Raw genomic sequence first — 18,904 nt, forward strand, 5'->3', positions numbered from 1 at the left:
TTTCATTCTCCCGCTATATTATAACTAGCAAGAACCCCTTTCTCACACAGAGACTCTAACTTTCTTATTAAATCAGACTGAAGAAGCCCTTCCTCATCAGCCATTATCTGCAATATTTCACTTCTGGGGTGCATCGCCTGCATTTTATACTTATTGCCCAGTGCATTTCCTTCCTGAGCAACTGAAACTCTACTGGAAGTTCCTGTTTTCTTGCGATGCAAAATACGCAGATGTCCCTGATAAACTGCAAACTCACCTTTCAGGCAGCTACGTAAATCATGCTCCATATCGTCATATTGCGAGGGAGAAAGGAACAGGGAAAAGCCTCCGTTGTCAAGTAACTTAGCAGTTCTGAAAAGGTGACAACATCCGGTAACAGATGCACAAGGTCTCATAAAATCAAAATATCCCGCATCAAGAAGCTGGTGATGGATATCCGAAACACGGAATGGATTTGGAGCAATCTGGGCCAAATCAACTTCCGGACCAGCTCCCTCATCTCCTTTAGGCTGAATTATATGCAGGTCTACAGACTGCATAACTGCCGAAAAATTATAATCAACAACCTTGCATCCCCAAACCCCGGCATCAGGATATTCCTTAACCGCCGCACTAAGTTTTGAGAGCCACTCAGGATCGACTTCCACATCATCATCTAGATAAACTGCAAACTTACTATTCTTAACATCTGGATGATTCATAAGCCAGTTACGCGCAGCAGCAGCCCCTACATTAACGGGAAGATCAATACGAACCATCTGCTGACCGAACTTTTCCTGCCAGCGACTTATAACTTTGGATGTTCCGTCACTTGAACCGTTATCAAGCATGAAAATTACAGCTTTATATAGTTCCGAGCGATGCAGAGAAGCAAGAGTTGCGTCCAACTCATCAGCCTTGTTGAAGGAATATAACAGAATTGCCAGCGAATCTGAAAACGGCTCTATTTTTTTATCCAGCTCACGCTCAAGATCATAAAGCCTTAAAGCTTCAGAGACTCGCCATGGCTGCGCTTCAACCGAGCCTGAAAATATACTCCGTGCAGTTTCACGATCTCCAAGAGACAAAGCTATGGAAGCTGCAAGGTGCCCAACATTAGCAATGCCAAAGACTTCAGAAGCAGCAAGCAGCAACTTAAAAGCATTAGCAGCATCTCCATTCATATAAGAAAAAAATGCCTTGGCAGAATTTACAGCTGCTGTAATTTCAGAAGGAAAATCTCTGTCCAGCAATTCAAGTCCGAATTGAAAATCAGAACAGGCTCCTGCATAAATTAATCCCTGCTGAATCCAGAAAATATTAGCTGATTCCTTTTCCAGACATGATAAAATATATGACCGTACTTTATCATTATCCCTCTTAGCGGTAATGCGTAAAAAATATGAAAGATTATCAGGTCGTTGCCAGTATTTTAATAGGCCTTTAATACAGGGAACGGCAGAAGCAGGAAAAAGAGAAATCAAACCTTCAATATCAATAAGTTGCTGAGCCATATTTCCATCAAGAGGATTAGCCGTATAAGCTGCAAATAATAATTCCACGGCAAGTTGTGGGTCACTTTCAAGACTTCTTACGCCGACATCAAATAAATGTTTTGAGCCAACAGACCCAAGCAGCAAACGCCGTCTGACTTCAGCAGACATGTCCGACCAATACTTTTCATATGAAGTTACGCCCATCTCTTTCTCCTATACTAATTTCAGCACTCTCAGAGCATATATCATTCATCCCTCTGGAATGAAATAAGCTTATACCTACAGCTCCTTAAGGCGAATAGATATCAGTCTCACTCTCAGGTAAATAAAAAAGCTGCTTTAACTTAACAGTCAAAGCAGCCGTTCATAACTTCAATTAAAAACTATAATGACCTTATCACCAGATAAAAAAGAGCTACTCTTCAATCAAGCTATCGATATCAGGTAATTCGGTCAGAGGAGTATCCTCTGGCAGCGAACTATAGACTCGAAGTAACGCCTGAACTTTTGCTGAAGAACTGAGATAAGTACGCACAATCTTGCGATTGATACGCCCCATATTCTTACGCAAATCTCCATCATCTATGAGCCTCTTCATTGCAGTAGCAAGGGCATCAAAATCTTCAGCTTCGCAAAGAAAACCGTTGATCCCGTCACGAATAAGCTCGCCTGTGCCTCCTGCATTAGTACATACAGTTGCAAGCCCTGCATCAAAGGCTTCAAGCAAAGTATTCGGCATGGACTCCTGCCTGGAGCTCATGACATAGACATGTGAAATAGCGAGTTGTTTGACAACTTCTTCATGCGAAATGTAACCGGGACATTCGATACGTTCGAGAGTGGAGCCTGCAACCATACCTTGGTATGCTGAAAGGTTTTCCAGTCCCACGGCAGTAAACCTCACATTATCGCAAGAATCCTGAGAAAGAAGCTTATCCACAGCTTTTATGAAGACATCAGGTCCTTTTGCGTGACCTGAATTACCTACATATATGACTGAGGTCTCAACACTGCGGCGAGGTTTGCGCCCTCCGCCGATAAAAGAATTATAGACAACATGCGCACGCTTGGATGGCACATAATTTTTAAGCAACACATCACGGCTTTTAGCTGAGTTGCATATGTAACCATTGCCAATTAGAGAAAAGAGCGGAGCCAGGGGATTAGGTTTATATATAACGCCGCGATTAAAAAACAGTTTGAACTTGCGTCCCCCCAGCAGAGAGAGACCTTTTGAAATACATGCTATTTTAACCGCTCGGTTATGAAAAGTATGAACCACATCAATCTGCTTATCTTCAATAACTTCAGATAGAAAACCGGCAGCAGCAAACATATTCTTGAAATTATCAAGAATTACGACTTCCGCGCCCATCTCCTCCAGCTCAGGAATAAGCTTAGACTCAGGTGGCAAAACAGCAACAACATCTAATCCGGCAGACCGCATAGCTCTTGCACTATTGATAAGCTGACGACTACCACCGGAAAGCTTACCGGTATCCGTTATATATAGAATCTTGTTGATTTCATTGCGTTTACTGAAAAATTTAAAACAAGCCATTGCGGAAGCTTCATTGGAGTACATCAGTAAGCGTTTTTTGATCCATGCAGCATCCTTACTTGACGCGACTCCTATGCGGTTAAAGCGCATAGGATCAGTGCCGAGCATATTTGCAGACCGCTCTAGAGTGAACGTACCTGAAAATCCACAGGCTATAGCCTCCTGCATAGAGATTGAATCAAAATCCCCCCATGGCCAGCAAAAAAACTGCCGCCTGGCTCCATTAATCTTACGTATTTTCTTAAGACATTTTGCAAAATCATCGCGACAAAAAGCACGTCTTTCCTCATCAGTGCGCCTTTTGAAAAGGACTTTACCTTTGCGGAATACAGGCCAAAAGCCATTGTAAGCAAATGCACTGCCAGTCTGAAAAACAGGCAAAGAAGGATTAAATTTACGGTAGATCCCCCAAATGGACCAATGGGAATCGGCATTATAACTGTCAAAGAAACGGAAGTCTTTAAAGCACCCCTGATGACGGCAGGTGTGGGCATAAACTTCCATTCCTTTATCATGCACAAGGGATTTAAGCTCAGATTCGTTCATAAACTGAGTATTATCTTTTTCAGATAGAGCCTTTATAAAGGCTTCACGCAGGGGAAGTATTTTAGGAACATCGGCCCGCGTTCTTATTTTGCCACTATCTATAAAATCGCTGATTGCAAAAAAGACTCCTGTCATCCCCCGCTCTTCCAACATGGGAACAACATTAATCCAATTACTTATATGGCAGTCATCAAAAGTCAAAACAACATACTTGTCATCAATCTTTTTACGACCCATACAAATTTCAAAAAGGTGATCAGCAGTAATGGTCTTGAAGCCCATCTCAAGAATCATATCGAGATGGGACGCAAAGGTTGCGGGGGAATGGCCATCTTCTTCACAGACAGCATGATAACAGAAAACAGGAATACTCTTACCGAACATGAAACGACTCCGAACGCTTATATTCAAAAACCTTCCCCCCACCTGTGCAGGGGGAAGGAAATCAACTACATTTGCAGGCGGAAAGTATCCGTGGACAGTTTCCGTTCGAGTCGTCTTGCCACGAGACTCATCAGGTAGCAACAAATAAAGTATAAAAATGCGATGGTAGTATAAATCTCGAAAGGATAGATCATAAGTCTATTATTGAGACCCTGTGCTACAAAAGTAAGTTCCAGAACACCAATAACAAAAGCCAATGAAGTATCTTTAAAGATAGAAATAAACTGTCCCACAATAGCAGGAAGCATCTGCTTCAATGCCTGCGGCAAAATGATTTTACGCATGGTCTGCCAATAAGTGAGACCTGTACTTACAGCAGCTTCAAACTGGCCGGGAGGCAGATTCTGGATACCTGAACGCACAATCTCAGCCAGATACGCTCCAGTGAATACAGTCAAAGCAATTGTTGCACTCCAGAAGACGTTCATAAACTGTCCGGTAAGGATCGGGATAAAAAAGTAAATCCAAAAAATAACCATGATAAGAGGGTTACCGCGAATAAGCTCAATATAAAGAGTAGACGGAATCAAAAAAAGCTTGTTTTTCGACGTACGTCCTATCCCCACGATAAGCCCGATGAAAAAGCTTACTGAAATGGCAATAACAGACATAAGAATTGAAAAAGAAAGTCCGCCAAGTCCCCACAGAATTTCATTTGGCCCACCGTTAGGGAATTTCCACCAGATCATAGTCCCGAGGTTGTCCCAGATAACCTGAAAATTAAATTTGGAAACACCGTAAAGAGCCATTATCAGCAAAAACCCAATACTCCCAACGAAAGCAGTCTTCCAGACATAAGAAAGAACTTTCATAACTTTAGCAGTAAGAGCCTTTCGAGCAGCCTGAGCACGAGTCAGATTAAAATTTTCCTTGCGTTTACGCATAAATCTTCTGTGCATTTTTGAAATATAAACGAAAGGAGCTTCGATAGGGCAGAAAAGCATATGCGCAAACTTGTGACCGAACTTACGGTTCTTAACAGGGACAATTTGAAGCTTCCAGTTAACAAGTGTAAGAATTCCGGCAATGGTCAGGGAAAGAGAAAGATAAATAACAGTTGCAGCAGTTGTTGCTTCAAAGCCTTTAAAAGTCAGTGACTCTATCTGCTGTGAAGACCAACACAATTCGGCTACGCCGACGACCATTGCCAGCGAAGAGTTCTTCATATTATTGAGAAATTCACTGCCAAGAGGTGGAATAATAGCTCTGAAAGCCAGAGGCAGCACAATCTTAGTCAAAGTCTGAAATGCTGTCAGACCGGAAGAATATGAAGCTTCAAGAAGTCCCTTTGGAATAGACTGAATTCCGGCGCGTATAACCTCAGCCATAAAAGAGCTTGTGTAGATACCAAGTCCAACTGTGGCAGAAATCATCTCAAAATTACGATCAAAAAGAAAGCTGCGCACACTTTCCGGAAGAGCCATAGGAAGAGCGAAGTACCAAAAGAAAAGCTGAACCAGTAAAGGAGTATTTCGGAAAAACTCCACATAACAGGTTGAGAAATAGTAAACAGGCTTGAATTGTGAGAGCCTACCCAGACCAAACAGGATACCCAGTCCCAGCGCAATAGCCGAACTCATAAGAGTTATACTTATAGTGAGCCCAAGGCCGGTGACAAGCATATCCCCAAGAACCATATCATATGATGGATCTTTCTTAAAAAGGACAGTCCAGTCAAACTTGTAGCCAAAGTCAAAGACCCAGCCGAAATAATAAACCAGCAAAGCGGTCACAGCAGCCAGACATAGGTACTGGACCCATGTTTTTTCCAGATAACGATTGATCATTGCAGAAACTTTCTCTTTTGTGGAGCTAAGGCATAGCCACATTTTATAATCTTTAATGAAATAGCGGGGCCGATATTCACCGGCCCCGCCTTATCACGCAGAAATGCGTTCTAAAAAAACCGTGTGGTTTTCAAATGAGCGCTTAGGGCCACATTTCAATTTTTTCAGTCAGCGGGAAGTAGTACTTTGTTTCAGGACCATACCACTTGTTGTAGATATTTGCGTAAGTACCGTCTTTCCACATATCCTGAAGTGCAAAGTTTACAGCATCACGAAGTTTGGAATCATTTTCAGGAAGACCGATTCCATAAGGCTCATTGGAGAAGAATTCACCTACGAGTTCATACTTGCCGGGAACCTGTGCAGCGTAACCGAGCAGGATGGTGGAGTCTGTGGACCATGCATCAACGCGTCCCATCTGCAAAGCCTGAAAACACTCAGATTCTTTCTGGTAGGAGATAACTTTAGGAGCAGCATCACCGAGGTCTTTAAGCAGTTTTTTAACATTAAGTTCAGAGGTAGTACCCTGCATAACTGCAATTTTTTTACCTACGAAATCTTTAAGAGATGAAAACTTGCCTTTAGGAGCAAGCATCTTCTGACCATCAAAGAAGTAAGTGATAGAAAAATCGATTGAATTGTCGCGAGAGCGCTTGTGAGTCATGTTAGAAACAGACATATCAATGCGGCCCTGCTGAAGGAAGCCGATACGGGTTTTGTTGTTAACAGGTACTTTATCGAGCTTAACACCTAAACGCTTAGCAATTTCAGTTGCGATATCAACGTCAAAACCGACCCATTCTTTCTTAGCATTATAAAAAGCACCGGGGATGGAATCAGTCATAATACCAATACGTACGACTTTATCTTTCATAATCTTGTCGTAAGTAGCTCCTGCAAAAGATGTAGCAGCGAAAGCCATAACCAGAGCGGCTGCGAGAGCCAGAGTCAAAATCCTTTTCATTCTTTCCTCCTGCGTGGAAAAATAGACAGACAGTATAAAAAAAGCGATTCCCGACACCGGGAAACGCGGACTACTAGTGTGACAGAATCTTACTGAGAAAAAGTTTGGAACGCTCATGCTGCGGATTATGGAAAAATTCATCAGGAGTATTCTCCTCAATCAAGGTTCCCTCATCCATAAAGATTACCCGGTCAGCCACTTCACGGGCAAATCCCATCTCATGAGTAACGCAAACCATAGTCATGCCTTCACGAGCCAGAGCTTTCATAACATCTAGAACTTCATTGATCATTTCTGGATCAAGTGCAGATGTAGGTTCATCAAAAAGCATTACATTGGGACGCATTGCAAGACCGCGGGCAATTGCGACTCGCTGCTGCTGACCGCCGGAAAGCTGTGAAGGATAATCACCGGCTTTATCAGGGATGTTGACTTTGGAGAGTAATTCCATTGCCAACTCTTCAGCATCTTTTCTCTTCATGTTACGCACCATCGTCGGAGCGAGTATTATATTTTCCAAAACCGTCATATGCGGATAAAGATTGAAGGACTGAAAGACAAATCCTATTTCTGCACGCAGAAGAGGCAGGTTGACTCTAGGACCGTTAACATCCATACCTTCAACAATTATCTCACCTTCCTGAATTGGTTCAAGACGATTGATGCAGCGAATCATAGTACTTTTACCGGACCCTGAAGGACCACATACAACAACAACTTCACCCTGCTTGATATGAAGATTCAAGTCTCTCAGAGCGTGATAGTCTCCATAATACTTATTGACATTATTAAATTTTATCACTTTTGTATAAATCCTGTGAAAAATGTTCTGATACAGAGTCAGTGAATTACCAAAAGGAACAAAAATCGGCAAGTCCATCTTAATTTAGGATTAAATACGCTTTTTTTAGCGTTTTGCGCATTATACATCAGTTGAAAAGTCATTTTTGTTAAAAACAAGGCTTCTTTTTCCACTTAATAGCAAGATAACACAATTTTGTTTATTGCGTAACTCGAAATAAATTTAATTTTCTTTGCGTTTTCATTAGAAAAAAAACCATTTTAACCAATATGACAGAAATTATGGACATACACGCAAAAATCTCAAAAGCTCCGTATTCATATTTTTTTGCAACAATATAACCTTAGACAATGGGATCAAAAAAACATTTTTATTTAAATTTACCATTTTTCTCATATTTATTAGTCTTGATAATAGATATGCAGTTGAAAAGGTTGCTACTTAAAGATATGGAATGCACATGCCTGACAGTACACTACTATTTATAGCCGAACCCCAATCGGTGACATCCGTATTCTCCCCGCTTAAAGAAGCCGGGTATCAAGCCGGACTTGCCGACAATCTTGCCGGAGCCATCAATTTTATCAAAAAATCAAAACCATGTCTGATTTTCACTAGACCGGTAATGCAAGGGTATTCTGCCCAGGCCCTGCTAGCGGAAGCTGTAAATATTGAAAATTTTCCTCCCGTAATTGTTTTTTCACGCACAGGTTCAGCAGACGAAGCGCTTAAATTTATGGAACTTGGTGCTCGTGATTACTGGCTTGAGCCTCTATCGTGGGAGAAAATTAAGCTAATGCTCCCGGATGAGAAGCTACCGTCTATGCCAAGTGAATCAGACTTAGGTGCGCTTAAAACACCTAAAGACCCCACGAGCTCAGGCACCCAGGGACGCTATCAAGTTATCGGGCAACACCCGGCAATGACACGGGTACTAGGGCTTGCCAAACAAGTAGCCAAATCAAAAGCAACAGTCCTTATTTCAGGAGAATCTGGAACAGGTAAGGAAATGTTTGCAAGATTTCTGCATCATCATTCGGACCGCAACGATAAGCCTTTTGTTGCCATCAACTGCGCTGCTCTGCCGGAACATCTGCTTGAATCTGAACTATTCGGTCATGAGAAAGGAGCATTTACGGGAGCAATCAACCGCAAACTGGGTAAGTTCGAACTTGCATCAGGCGGAACAATCCTTCTTGACGAAATCACAGAGATGGAATTGGGACTGCAAGCTAAACTACTTAGAGTTTTACAAGAAGGTGAAATAGATAGAGTAGGCGGAGTTGAGACTGTTAAAGTAGATGTACGCGTATTGGCAACCACCAACCGTGCTATTGAGGAGACTGTTAAAGGAGGCCAGTTCCGTCAGGACCTTTTTTATCGTCTAAATGTTATCCCTCTTAAATTACCAGCTCTCGCCCAACGCGGCGATGACGTAATGCTGCTTGCAAAATTTTTCGTAGACAAAAACTGCATTGAGTACGGCCTTCCGCCTTTAAAATTCTCTGAAGAAGCTGTTAGCTGGCTGTTAAATTATGAATGGCCAGGTAATGTTCGAGAATTGCAGAACCTTATGGAAAGAGCCGTTCTTCTTGCCGGAGGCGGTCCCATTGAATCCAAGCATTTCCTGAACGATCCAGATGCATGGATGCCCGATGAAAACTATATTCCTTCAGAAAGCAATGAAACAGCTCCCACAACAGCAGGCAATGAAGCAGCTGGATCATCATTTGAAGTTATGCCCATTTCAGAAATGGAAAAACATCTCATCATAAAAAGCCTTGATCAGACCAGTGGCAACAGAACCAAGGCAGCGGAACTGCTTGGAATATCTGTACGCACATTACGCAACAAGCTAAATGACTACAAAAAACAGGGTATTGATTTATAACCATTATGGCTGGTTACTAAGCAGCATACCAATACTGTAAAATATATATTGTAACTTTATATTCTGCACCGACTTCTATTCATATTCCTTTCGACGCCAAAAACAAAAAGTGCCTTTCTGCGCAGACCGCAGAAAGGCACTATAAATCTATTTAAACTTAAGTTTATTCAGCAGTAATAACTTCCATTCCACCCATGTAAGGACGCAATGCCTCAGGAATTACAATAGAACCGTCTTTTTGCTGGTAGTTTTCAACAACAGCAACAAAAGTACGCCCTACAGCAAGACCAGATCCATTAAGAGTATGTACAAATTGTGCTTTCTTGGCACTCTTGGATTTAAACTTAATATTAGCGCGGCGGGCTTGAAAATCACCACAATTTGAACATGAAGAAATCTCGCGATATTTATCCTGTCCCGGCAACCAGACTTCAATATCGTAGGTTTTTACAGAACCAAACCCCATATCACCTGTACATAAAGTTATAACACGATAATGCAGGTTCAATCTTTTAAGAATTTCCTCTGCATGACCGGTCATAAGTTCAAGATCTTCAAAAGATTTTTCAGGATGAGCAAACCGGACCATCTCAACTTTATGAAACTGGTGCTGACGGATCAGGCCTTTGGTATCCTTACCATAAGAACCGGCCTCTGAGCGAAAGCATGGAGTTGGAGCACAGTATGTAACAGGCAGTTCGTCCTCGGTAAGAACTTCGTCACGATGCAGGTTGGTCAAAGGGACTTCTGCTGTGGGGATCATGTAATAATCCCAGTTTTCAAGTTTGAAAAGATCATCAGCAAATTTAGGAAGCTGGCCTGTTCCGTACAGGGAATCCCGATTAACAATGTAAGGAGGTATTACCTCAGTGTAGCCATGCTCACCACCTTGAATGTCAACCATAAACGAGGTTAGAGCTCTCTCTAACTTAGCACCCCATTTTTTAAGGACAGCAAAACGGGCTCCGGTAAGTTTGGCTGCACGCTCAAAGTCAACGCCACCAAGCTCAACGGCAAGGTCCCAATGCTCCCTGGGCCCAAAATCCATCACTGGTTTTTCACCCCAGGATCTGATTACAGGATTGTCATCCTCTGTTTTACCGTATGGGACTGACGCGTCAGGTATATTTGGAACAGAGACCAACCAGTCATTTTCGGCAGACTCAATATCTTTCAGATCTTCATCAAGGGCTTTGATCTTACCTGAAAGTTCACCCATACGGGAGATAATTTCAGAAGCATCTCCACCTTCTTTTTTAATTTTAGCAATATCACCGGAAGTAGAGTTACGTTCGGCCTTAAGAACTTCCACTTCCTGCACGAGTTCCCTGCGACGGGAATCAAGTTCATTAAATTCATTTACATCAAGCTTGGAGCCTCTTTTTTCAAGGCTTTCACGGACTACGTCCAGATTATTACGAACAAATTTCAAATCAAGCATGTCATACTCCTCATATCATATATAAAAAGGCTGTTCTGAAGCCACTGCATAGCTAGTACCCAATGTCGGCCTACTTTTAAAGTCTATTTTGTGTCAAATCAGATGAAAAGCTACAATTCATCAATTCCCATAGCCTTATTCCCGTAAACACAGCTGATATTAACACATATACCGATAAATAAAAGCAGTGCCATAACACTACCAATCCAACAGACCCAAAATACGTAAAAAATAGAGACTGAAACTCCGAAAGTTTGTAAACCTTTCTTCCATCCCCAAGGCTTTCCGAGCCATTTACGTTCAAAATCGAGCATTTTTTCTATACGGGAAAATGGTGGGTCAGGGTCAGGAAAATCCTGTAAAGAAACAACTATACCCGCCGCAGTAATAAAAAAAAGAATTATTGAATGCCACAACAGAGCCATCAAAAAGACCACCAGAGAACTGGTCATTATTATCCAGTTCCAATGTGATTGATGCCTTCTCCAGACAAACTTTGTAATGCTCTTTACTGACATACCCCTATTCCAGTTCTTTTCATAACCAGCCAGTACTGCCTGACCACGAATTATCTACACTTGAAAAACAAAACTGCCAACTTTGAAATTGCACATTATGCCTGCCAGCAATATAGCACAGTTCTACTTCAAATCGTCCTGAAATAAGTATAGACTCCCTGCATGATTGAAAACATTGTACCATCTATTGGAAAAATACTTATCGAAAAAGGCTGGACCTTAAGCACTGCCGAATCCTGTACAGGGGGCCTTGTTGCTGCAACTCTTACTGATTTTTCCGGCAGCTCTGCCTGGTTCTCGGGGGCAATTGTTGCATATTCAAACGAAATTAAAATGTCCTTACTTCATGTACCAGAATCTACACTTATTGATCATGGAGCAGTTAGTGAAGAGACTGTTATGGCAATGGCTGAAGGAGTATGCAATGCTCTGGGAACCAACGCAGGACTATCTCTTTCCGGTATAGCCGGCCCTGGAGGCGGTACTCCTGACAAACCAGTTGGAACTGTGTGGATGGGATGGCATTTAAACGGCCAGACCTATGCTGAAAAGTTTGTCTTCACCGGAGATCGAATGGCTGTAAAGAAACAAAGCCTGCAAAAAATTCTTGAACGGTTTCTTAAAATACTAAAAAACAGCTAAAATATGAAAAGACTATTACTCATACTGATCTCACTTATTATTTTACCATCTGAAGCAGCTATTGCCAATGACTCCCTGCGTGAACATATTGGCCTGCACGGTAAAAGCTCAAGCTCAAAATCCGTATTGCTACAAAATTTTAATGAGACATGGGATAAGGTACAAAATTCGACAGGCCCCTTGACTGTTGACGGAGATATTTTCGGGTACTGGCAAGGATACTCGAACACCAGAATTAGCGATGTAACGAAAGAAGGGCGTAACTACGCAGGGGTAAAAGCACGCCTGCGTATCAACTGGAAACCTATTGAGAACGGTGTCTTTTTTGCTCAAATGCAAGGAGGATATTCTGATACAGGCAGTAATCCATCCAGTCGTGGACTGGTAGCAACCCCTTTAAATGCACAGGCTTCGCGTACTACTGCAGGGGGCCAAATATCAATATCAGATGTACTTTACACCCAGCATTTTGCTGACAACCGTATTTATATTTCACTGGGATGGACTGACCCTGAATCATTTATGGATGGCAACCGTTTTGCTGGTAACAGCCGCATTCAGTTCGTAAATACAATGTTCAACAACGAACCTATCTTTGACTCCATAGATGAATCACTTCCTATAGTGGCTGCAGGGTTCAGCCCCGCTGAAGAATTCAGCTTTACAGTTCTGACGCAGGCCACAAGACGATCTGCACTGAGCAGTGAGCAACAGAAAGAAGCCTTTGAAGATATTGCTGATGATCCACTTATTGGCGGGCAGCTGACCTATTCTCCAAAGTTTGGTAAACTACAGGGTAATTACCGTATTTTTGGATGGACAAATACCTACAAACAGTCCCGCCTGGATGGAGATGGAGACTCTGCTAACTGGGGAATAGCCTTCAATATGGATCAGGACATTACTGATGACTTCGGGGTCTTTGCAAGGCTGGGCAAAGGCAACTCAGCAGTGAACGATATCTCATGGTCATGGTCAGCAGGAACTCATTGGGAAGGTCCTCTCCCGGACCGCAACGAAGATGTCTGGGGAGTGGCTGCCGGAGGAGTGAAAGGGAACAAGCACACTGTCAACACAGACATGGAATACCATTACGAGACATACTACCAAGTCAAACTTACGAACAATTTTTCCATTGTACCTGACGTAACTTATGTTACTAATTCTAATGCCAACAATAACAATGATGACATTTTATTCGGAATGCTGAAATTTTTCTTCACTTTTTCCACACCCTGATCATAAACACACTAACAGGATGGAATATCATGAAAAAGATAAGAACATTTATTGCACACCCTGTTCCTGAGGAATGGAAAGAACGTATCAACGAGATGAATTCAGTTCTGAAAAAAGGCCTCGACTCAAAAATAGCCTGGGTGAAACCGGAAAATATGCATTTCACTCTCAAATTTATGGGAGATGTAAGCGAAGAACGTATTCACGATATACAGAATGCACTGCAAACAATTGACTTTACACCAATTGAAATAACAGCAGGCAGTGCAGGCTACTTTCCTGACTTAAAAAAACCTCGCATTATCTGGATCGGTCTAAATAAGGGAGCTAAAAAATTCTGCAGCACAGTCGCGACTATTGATTCAATGCTTGGAAATCTAAATTTCGAGCCAAACCAGAAAGAATGCCATGCTCACCTTACTCTTGGAAGAATTAAAAAACACGCCAAGGACGATTGGAATATGCTGCTTTCCCAAATAGATAAGTTTGACTTTCCTCCGGCAACACTCAGCACCTTTGCTCTATACAAAAGTAAACTTACACCCGAAGGTCCTATTTACTCTGTTATACATAAATACGGAGAATAAATGGATATGCTGACGATCCGGGAACAGAATATTCCTTATTAATATTGAGCTGAGCATTTTTTAAAAAGGTCTCAGCAGGTCAATTAGAAATTAATCAATCCCAATTAATTCACCATCAAGTTTTAGCTATTCTCAAAGATTACCAAGTTGGAAAAGACTAAAATAATAAAAGTGATATATGCAAATTATTTAAATCAACATATATCACTTTTATATTTACTTATTATACTTAAGTTCTGATTCAGGAATTCAGTTTTACAAAATAAAAATTGCGCCCTCGCTGAACCTTAAGCATGACTTTGTTGTTCATGCGATAACGCAGAAAGGAATCGAGAAAATCCTTATTTGAGCGAACTCTACGGTTACCTATCTGGTGAATCTTATCACCGGATTGCAAGCCGAGTTTCGCCGCGGCACTCCCCTTGCGGACTGAGGTTATGAGCATACCCTGCCCCCGGCTGTCTTTAGCGACTGCCATCCCCCATCTGGACCAAGCAAAATTCTGAACCTGCTGAGAAGAAAGGGACTGCGGACGAATTTTAATTTTCCGTATTTTCCCAGATTGCAGCACATCAAGAGCAACATCCTCACTATGAGTTTGGACACGCATCAAGCCAAGATAACTATCCTTATCTTCTACTTCAATATCATTAACTTTGAGAATAACATCACCGGGAGCCAGTCTAGCCTTGTATGCAGGTGTACCTTTATAAACATCGGAAACAAGAAGGCCTTGTACTTTAGATAATCCAAAATAGCTGGCTGAACTCTGATCCAGATCCTGACCGCTCACCCCGAGCCAGACAGGCGAAACTTTGCCGGAAGTAAGCAGCTCTTTGACAACACGCTTAGCTCTGTTGATAGGTATAGCAAATCCAATACCTTCAGCTCTGGCCTGAATAGCGGTGTTTATTCCGATAAGCTCGCCCATGATATTAAGCAGCGGGCCACCGCTGTTACCGGGATTGATGGCTGCATCAGTCTGGATAAAATCAGTAAAAGATCCATCCTTTGACTTAACGGTGCGTTTAAGAGCTGAAACAACCCCTGTGGTCACTGTGTGAGTATAACCAAAGGGATTGCCTATAGCGATAACGGTTTCTCCTATGTAGATATCAGAAGAATCACCCATTGCGACTTGTGGAAGATTTTTTGCATTTCTGACCTTAAGGACTGCAAGATCAAAATCAGCATCCGAACCTATAATATCAGCGCTGTATTCTTTTCCATTAATCATCTTAACTTTGATATCACTTCCACCGGCGAGAACGTGGGCATTGGTAAGAATAAGCCCCTTCCGACCATTAATGATAACTCCGGAACCGGTGCTCTCAGAGCGGTATTTCCGCTTCTGAACAGGGAATCCATCAAAAAAAGATTCAAAGGAATCCCCGCCGAACATTTGTCCGAAAGGAGAAACACCCCGCTCGACAATACTGGTTACAGTAATATTAACAACAGCAGACGAGGTTCTTTGCACTGCCCGTACGACAGGAGTTACTCGTAAAGAATCACCTGTTGCAGCAAAAAGAGGCTGAACAAACAAAGTAGTCCCAAAACACACGATTAAAAATATTCTACTAACGAAATTCATCACTCAATCCTGTCCATCATATGAATAAAAAAACTATCCGCGAGCCATAGCCATCAGTCTTGCTATGCGCTCCTCAGTTGAGGGATGGGTACTGAACCAGTTAGCCATATTACCACCACTGAATGGATTAACTATAAACATATTCTCAGTAGCAGGATTGGCGTCCATAGGAATATTTCGAACGGTAGCATCAAGTTTGTAAAGGGCCGATGCAAGGGCTTTTGGATCGTCAGAAATCCGTGCTCCGGTTGAGTCTGCAAGATATTCACGAGAACGGGATATAGCCATCTGAATCAATGAAGCAGCGACTGGAGCGATAATAGCCAAGGCGATTGCAGCAATTGGATTTACTCCGCCCTCTTCGTCATCACTACCAAAACCGAAGATCGCAGCCCACTGCATCATGTTGGCAATCATCATGATCGCCCCGGCAAGAACAGCTGCAACAGATTGGATAAGGATATCGCGGTTAGTGATATGGCCTATCTCGTGAGCAATTACTCCACGCAACTCTTCTGGAGTAAGAATACGCATAATTCCGCTGGTGACCGCAACAACAGCATTTTCAGGATTACGCCCGGTAGCAAAGGCGTTAGGTGAGTCCTGATCAATTACGTAAAGGCGAGGGGTTGGTATACCGGCATTAGCTGCCAGTTCTTCAACCATGGCAAAGACTTGCGGTGCATCAGTAGCTGAAAGCTGACGGGCTTTATACATTGAAAGAACTATTTTATCGGAGTACCAGTAACTGCCAACATTCATAAACATTGCAAGCCCAAAAGCAATTATCAACCCTGTACGACCGCCCATAACTCCTCCCAGGAAAAGAATGATCGACGTAAGTACAGCAAGCAGAAAAAAAGTTTTAATCTGACTGGTCATATTTTTAACTCCTGTATTTTCTCAATTATATCCTCAAAAAATGATCTGTAACAAAAGGGCTACCGTACCTATGGTACGCTAGCCCTAAAGATACTTACTCAAACTGAACCGTCAAGGGTCAGCAGATCAATAAGATTACTCGGTCACCACAATTTCTTTAGGTAACAGTATGGTAAAAGCTGTCCCCTGCCCCGGTACACTGGAACAACTTATAGTCCCGGACAGTCTGTTTGTCACAAGGTTGTAAACGATATTCATGCCAAGTCCGGTACCTCCCTGCCCCCTTTTAGTAGTAAAAAAAGGCTCGAAAACCTTGCTGAGATTAGTTTCATTCATTCCCTTTCCGTCGTCAGTATAACGAATAACGACATGCTCATCAGTTACTTCAGCCCCGATATCAATATGCCCCTCCTCAATTCCTTCAAAACCGTGGATAAGAGAATTGATTATCAGGTTTGACAAAATCTGCATAAGTGCCCCCGGAAAAGTATTTAGCAACAAATCTTCAGGGATGCTGATATTAATTGTATGCCTAGTACGTTTATACTTAGAACGCAGACTGAGCAATATTTCATCAACATACTTTGCAAGATTTATGGTCCGCTGCTGACCTGAAGCCTGATCAACTGCAACCTGTTTAAAATTACCTATCAATTCGGCTGCCCTGTGCAGATTGAGCATACTGGACTTGGTTGCCTCTCTCACTATAGATAAAAATTTATCAAAATCGGATTTACGGAGTGTTCCATCAACGACTTTATGGTCTATCTCTCTAAGTTTCTCCTCCATAAAGCTGATGCTGGTTACGCTGATTCCTACAGGAGTATTTATTTCATGCGCAACCCCGGCGACAAGATCACCTAAGGCTGCCATTTTCTCAGATTGTATAAGCTGATTTTGAGTCTGCTCTAGAGATCCAATAGTTCTCTTTAACTCAGCTGTTCGCTCTTCAACTTTATGCTCAAGATCACGGTTAAGATCACTAAGCTGATCCTGCACAGATCGTAACTCGGTTATGTCCCGCCCCTCGGCAAGAAGAAAAATCATATCTCCATTTGGCCCGAAAGCAGGTTTGAGTGAAAAATCTATATACCTATCTTTAAGGCCAGCCGGAGAATTTTTCACTTCCCGTCTTACCATATGTCCGTCTAATGCTCTTCGAATATCTTCCTGCAGAGTCACTGCCAAAGACGGGGGTTCCTGCCACCAAGGCCCATCAGAAAAATGTTTCCCGATTACATCCTCTGATTTAACCGAATAAACTTCCAAAGCAGCATTGTTAACTTCAAGCAATATGCCATCCAGTCCGACAACACCCATAAATTGCAACGACTGATTAAAAACTCCTTTAAACAATGCTTCACTCAAAGCCAGTTGATCCTGAGCTTCTTTAAGTTCAGTGATATTGTGCCCTTCGGCAACCAGAAACATTACTCCGCCAGCATCGTCCAGAACAGGCTTTACTGAAAAATCAACGTAAAGGCTTTTCCCTTCAAGACCATAATATTTAAAAACACCTTTACCAACCCCCCCAAGAGAAGCAATCTGAATTGCCTCTTTTAAAGCCCGTTGTACTTCTATGGATGAACTCCACCAAGGGGCTTCCCAAAAATATTTTCCATTTATTTCTTCTGCAGATACTTCAGCAAAATCGAGCAGAACCTTATTGACCATAAGCAGCAAACCTTCAGGGGTAAGCACTCCTATAGAATGCTGGCTATGATTGAATATCCCTTTAAAAAGAGCTGCACTTTCCTGAATCTGACGTCCGGCACTACGGCTTTGAATGATCGTATATAAAGAAAGAAAAAACATTACCCCCAGGAGAGCAAAGGTTAATATGATTAAACCACGGTTACGGACAGCAACATCGTTTTCAATATCTTCCAGATAAACTCCTGTGCCTATAATCCAACCCCATGGTAAATACCTTCTTACATATGATATTTTTGATCCAACTTTATCGGGCAGATCCTGCCATTGCCAGATATATTCAACATACCCATCACCATCAGCAGCAGTGGCGTTGACCATATCCTGAAAAATCAACCTGCCTTTGAAATCAGCAATCTTCCGCATATCACGTCCATCAAGCTCGGGCATATATGGATGCATGATCATTTTAGAATGAACATCACTTATCCAGAAATAATCTTTATTCTTGCTGCCGAACCTCATAAGGCTAACAATTTCAGCAGCTTTTGCCTGAGCTTCCTCTCGGGACAGTACCCCTTTTTGCTCCTGTTCATATAAGTAATTCAGGACGCCAACAGCTACGTGCGTCATATCCTTAAGCGTGTCTTTACGTTGACGGACCATATTATCTCTTACTGCCGGCATATGTACTGCAAAAAGAACAACAAGAAAAATAATCAGAGAAGCAATCGTGGGAATAGTCACCCTAAGCCAGACAGGAAATATATTTCCTGCTCCGTTCACATTTTTGAGAACTCCCATCCACTCCTCCGCTCATCCATAAAAATTGTTTGATATCGGGGTTAAGTATACACCATCTTATTAATATTACACAA

The 18,904-nt window shown here is 42.2% G+C and carries 14 protein-coding genes; 4 read left to right on the plus strand and 10 right to left on the minus strand.

The features are described from left to right. Positions 1-2 precede the first annotated feature (2 nt). The 5 genes from H589_RS0100750 to H589_RS0100770 all read right to left on the minus strand — a co-directional run bounded on the left by H589_RS0100750 (position 3) and on the right by H589_RS0100770 (position 7,579). Positions 3-1,679 (minus strand): glycosyltransferase family 2 protein, encoded by a 1,677-nt coding sequence (locus H589_RS0100750; protein WP_027720255.1) that lies wholly within the window; start codon positions 1,677-1,679, stop codon positions 3-5. A 211-nt stretch (positions 1,680-1,890) separates the two neighbouring features. Further along, a complete protein-coding gene (locus H589_RS0100755) occupies positions 1,891-3,966 on the minus strand; it encodes a glycosyltransferase (RefSeq protein WP_027720256.1) in 2,076 nt (691 codons plus the stop codon). Between the two features lie 65 nt (positions 3,967-4,031). Further along, positions 4,032-5,813 (minus strand): amino acid ABC transporter permease, encoded by a 1,782-nt coding sequence (locus tag H589_RS0100760; protein WP_027720257.1) that lies wholly within the window; start codon positions 5,811-5,813, stop codon positions 4,032-4,034. A gap of 142 nt (positions 5,814-5,955) precedes the next feature. Next, a complete protein-coding gene (locus H589_RS0100765; RefSeq protein ID WP_027720258.1) occupies positions 5,956-6,777 on the minus strand; it encodes an ABC transporter substrate-binding protein in 822 nt (273 codons plus the stop codon). A 73-nt stretch (positions 6,778-6,850) separates the two neighbouring features. Then, positions 6,851-7,579: an amino acid ABC transporter ATP-binding protein gene (locus tag H589_RS0100770; RefSeq protein WP_027720259.1), complete on the minus strand. Its 729-nt coding sequence runs from the start codon at positions 7,577-7,579 to the stop codon at positions 6,851-6,853. A 460-nt stretch (positions 7,580-8,039) separates the two neighbouring features. Between H589_RS0100770 and H589_RS0100775 the strand changes: the two genes are divergently transcribed. After that, positions 8,040-9,470 (plus strand): sigma-54-dependent transcriptional regulator, encoded by a 1,431-nt coding sequence (locus H589_RS0100775; protein WP_027720260.1) that lies wholly within the window; start codon positions 8,040-8,042, stop codon positions 9,468-9,470. A gap of 163 nt (positions 9,471-9,633) precedes the next feature. On the opposite strand, the gene serS is transcribed toward H589_RS0100775, so the two are convergent. Together serS and H589_RS0100785 are read right to left on the minus strand one after the other, a co-directional pair. Beyond that, a complete protein-coding gene (serS, locus tag H589_RS0100780) occupies positions 9,634-10,911 on the minus strand; it encodes a serine--tRNA ligase (RefSeq protein ID WP_027720261.1) in 1,278 nt (425 codons plus the stop codon). Positions 10,912-11,021: 110 nt separating this feature from the next. Continuing rightward, positions 11,022-11,429, minus strand: a complete 408-nt coding sequence (locus H589_RS0100785; RefSeq protein ID WP_051249560.1) for a hypothetical protein — start codon at positions 11,427-11,429, stop codon at positions 11,022-11,024. A 162-nt stretch (positions 11,430-11,591) separates the two neighbouring features. Here H589_RS0100785 and H589_RS0100790 point away from each other — a divergent pair, with 162 nt between their 5' ends. From H589_RS0100790 to thpR, 3 genes are read left to right on the plus strand one after another with little or no spacing between them, the layout of a single operon-like run. Beyond that, a complete protein-coding gene (locus tag H589_RS0100790; RefSeq protein ID WP_027720263.1) occupies positions 11,592-12,071 on the plus strand; it encodes a CinA family protein in 480 nt (159 codons plus the stop codon). Positions 12,072-12,074: 3 nt separating this feature from the next. Next, the gene (locus H589_RS0100795; protein WP_027720264.1) at positions 12,075-13,310 is read left to right on the plus strand and encodes a carbohydrate porin; all 1,236 of its coding nucleotides are present in this window, start codon (positions 12,075-12,077) and stop codon (positions 13,308-13,310) included. 29 nt (positions 13,311-13,339) lie between these two features. Next, positions 13,340-13,897 (plus strand): RNA 2',3'-cyclic phosphodiesterase, encoded by a 558-nt coding sequence (gene thpR, locus H589_RS0100800; protein ID WP_027720265.1) that lies wholly within the window; start codon positions 13,340-13,342, stop codon positions 13,895-13,897. A gap of 241 nt (positions 13,898-14,138) precedes the next feature. Here the strand turns inward: thpR and H589_RS0100805 are convergent, their stop codons facing one another. From H589_RS0100805 to H589_RS0100815, 3 genes are all read right to left on the minus strand, one after another. Further along, positions 14,139-15,491, minus strand: a complete 1,353-nt coding sequence (locus H589_RS0100805) for a trypsin-like peptidase domain-containing protein (protein ID WP_027720266.1) — start codon at positions 15,489-15,491, stop codon at positions 14,139-14,141. 33 nt (positions 15,492-15,524) lie between these two features. Next, complete coding sequence (gene htpX, locus H589_RS0100810; protein ID WP_027720267.1) at positions 15,525-16,373, minus strand: zinc metalloprotease HtpX; 849 nt, start codon at positions 16,371-16,373, stop codon at positions 15,525-15,527. Positions 16,374-16,508: 135 nt separating this feature from the next. Then, positions 16,509-18,830, minus strand: coding sequence for a cache domain-containing protein (locus tag H589_RS0100815; RefSeq protein ID WP_027720268.1), 2,322 nt, complete (start codon positions 18,828-18,830; stop codon positions 16,509-16,511). Positions 18,831-18,904: the final 74 nt, after the last annotated feature.

It is taken from the genome of Maridesulfovibrio zosterae DSM 11974 (assembly GCF_000425265.1).
GTDB classification, from domain to species: Bacteria; Desulfobacterota; Desulfovibrionia; order Desulfovibrionales; family Desulfovibrionaceae; genus Maridesulfovibrio; species Maridesulfovibrio zosterae.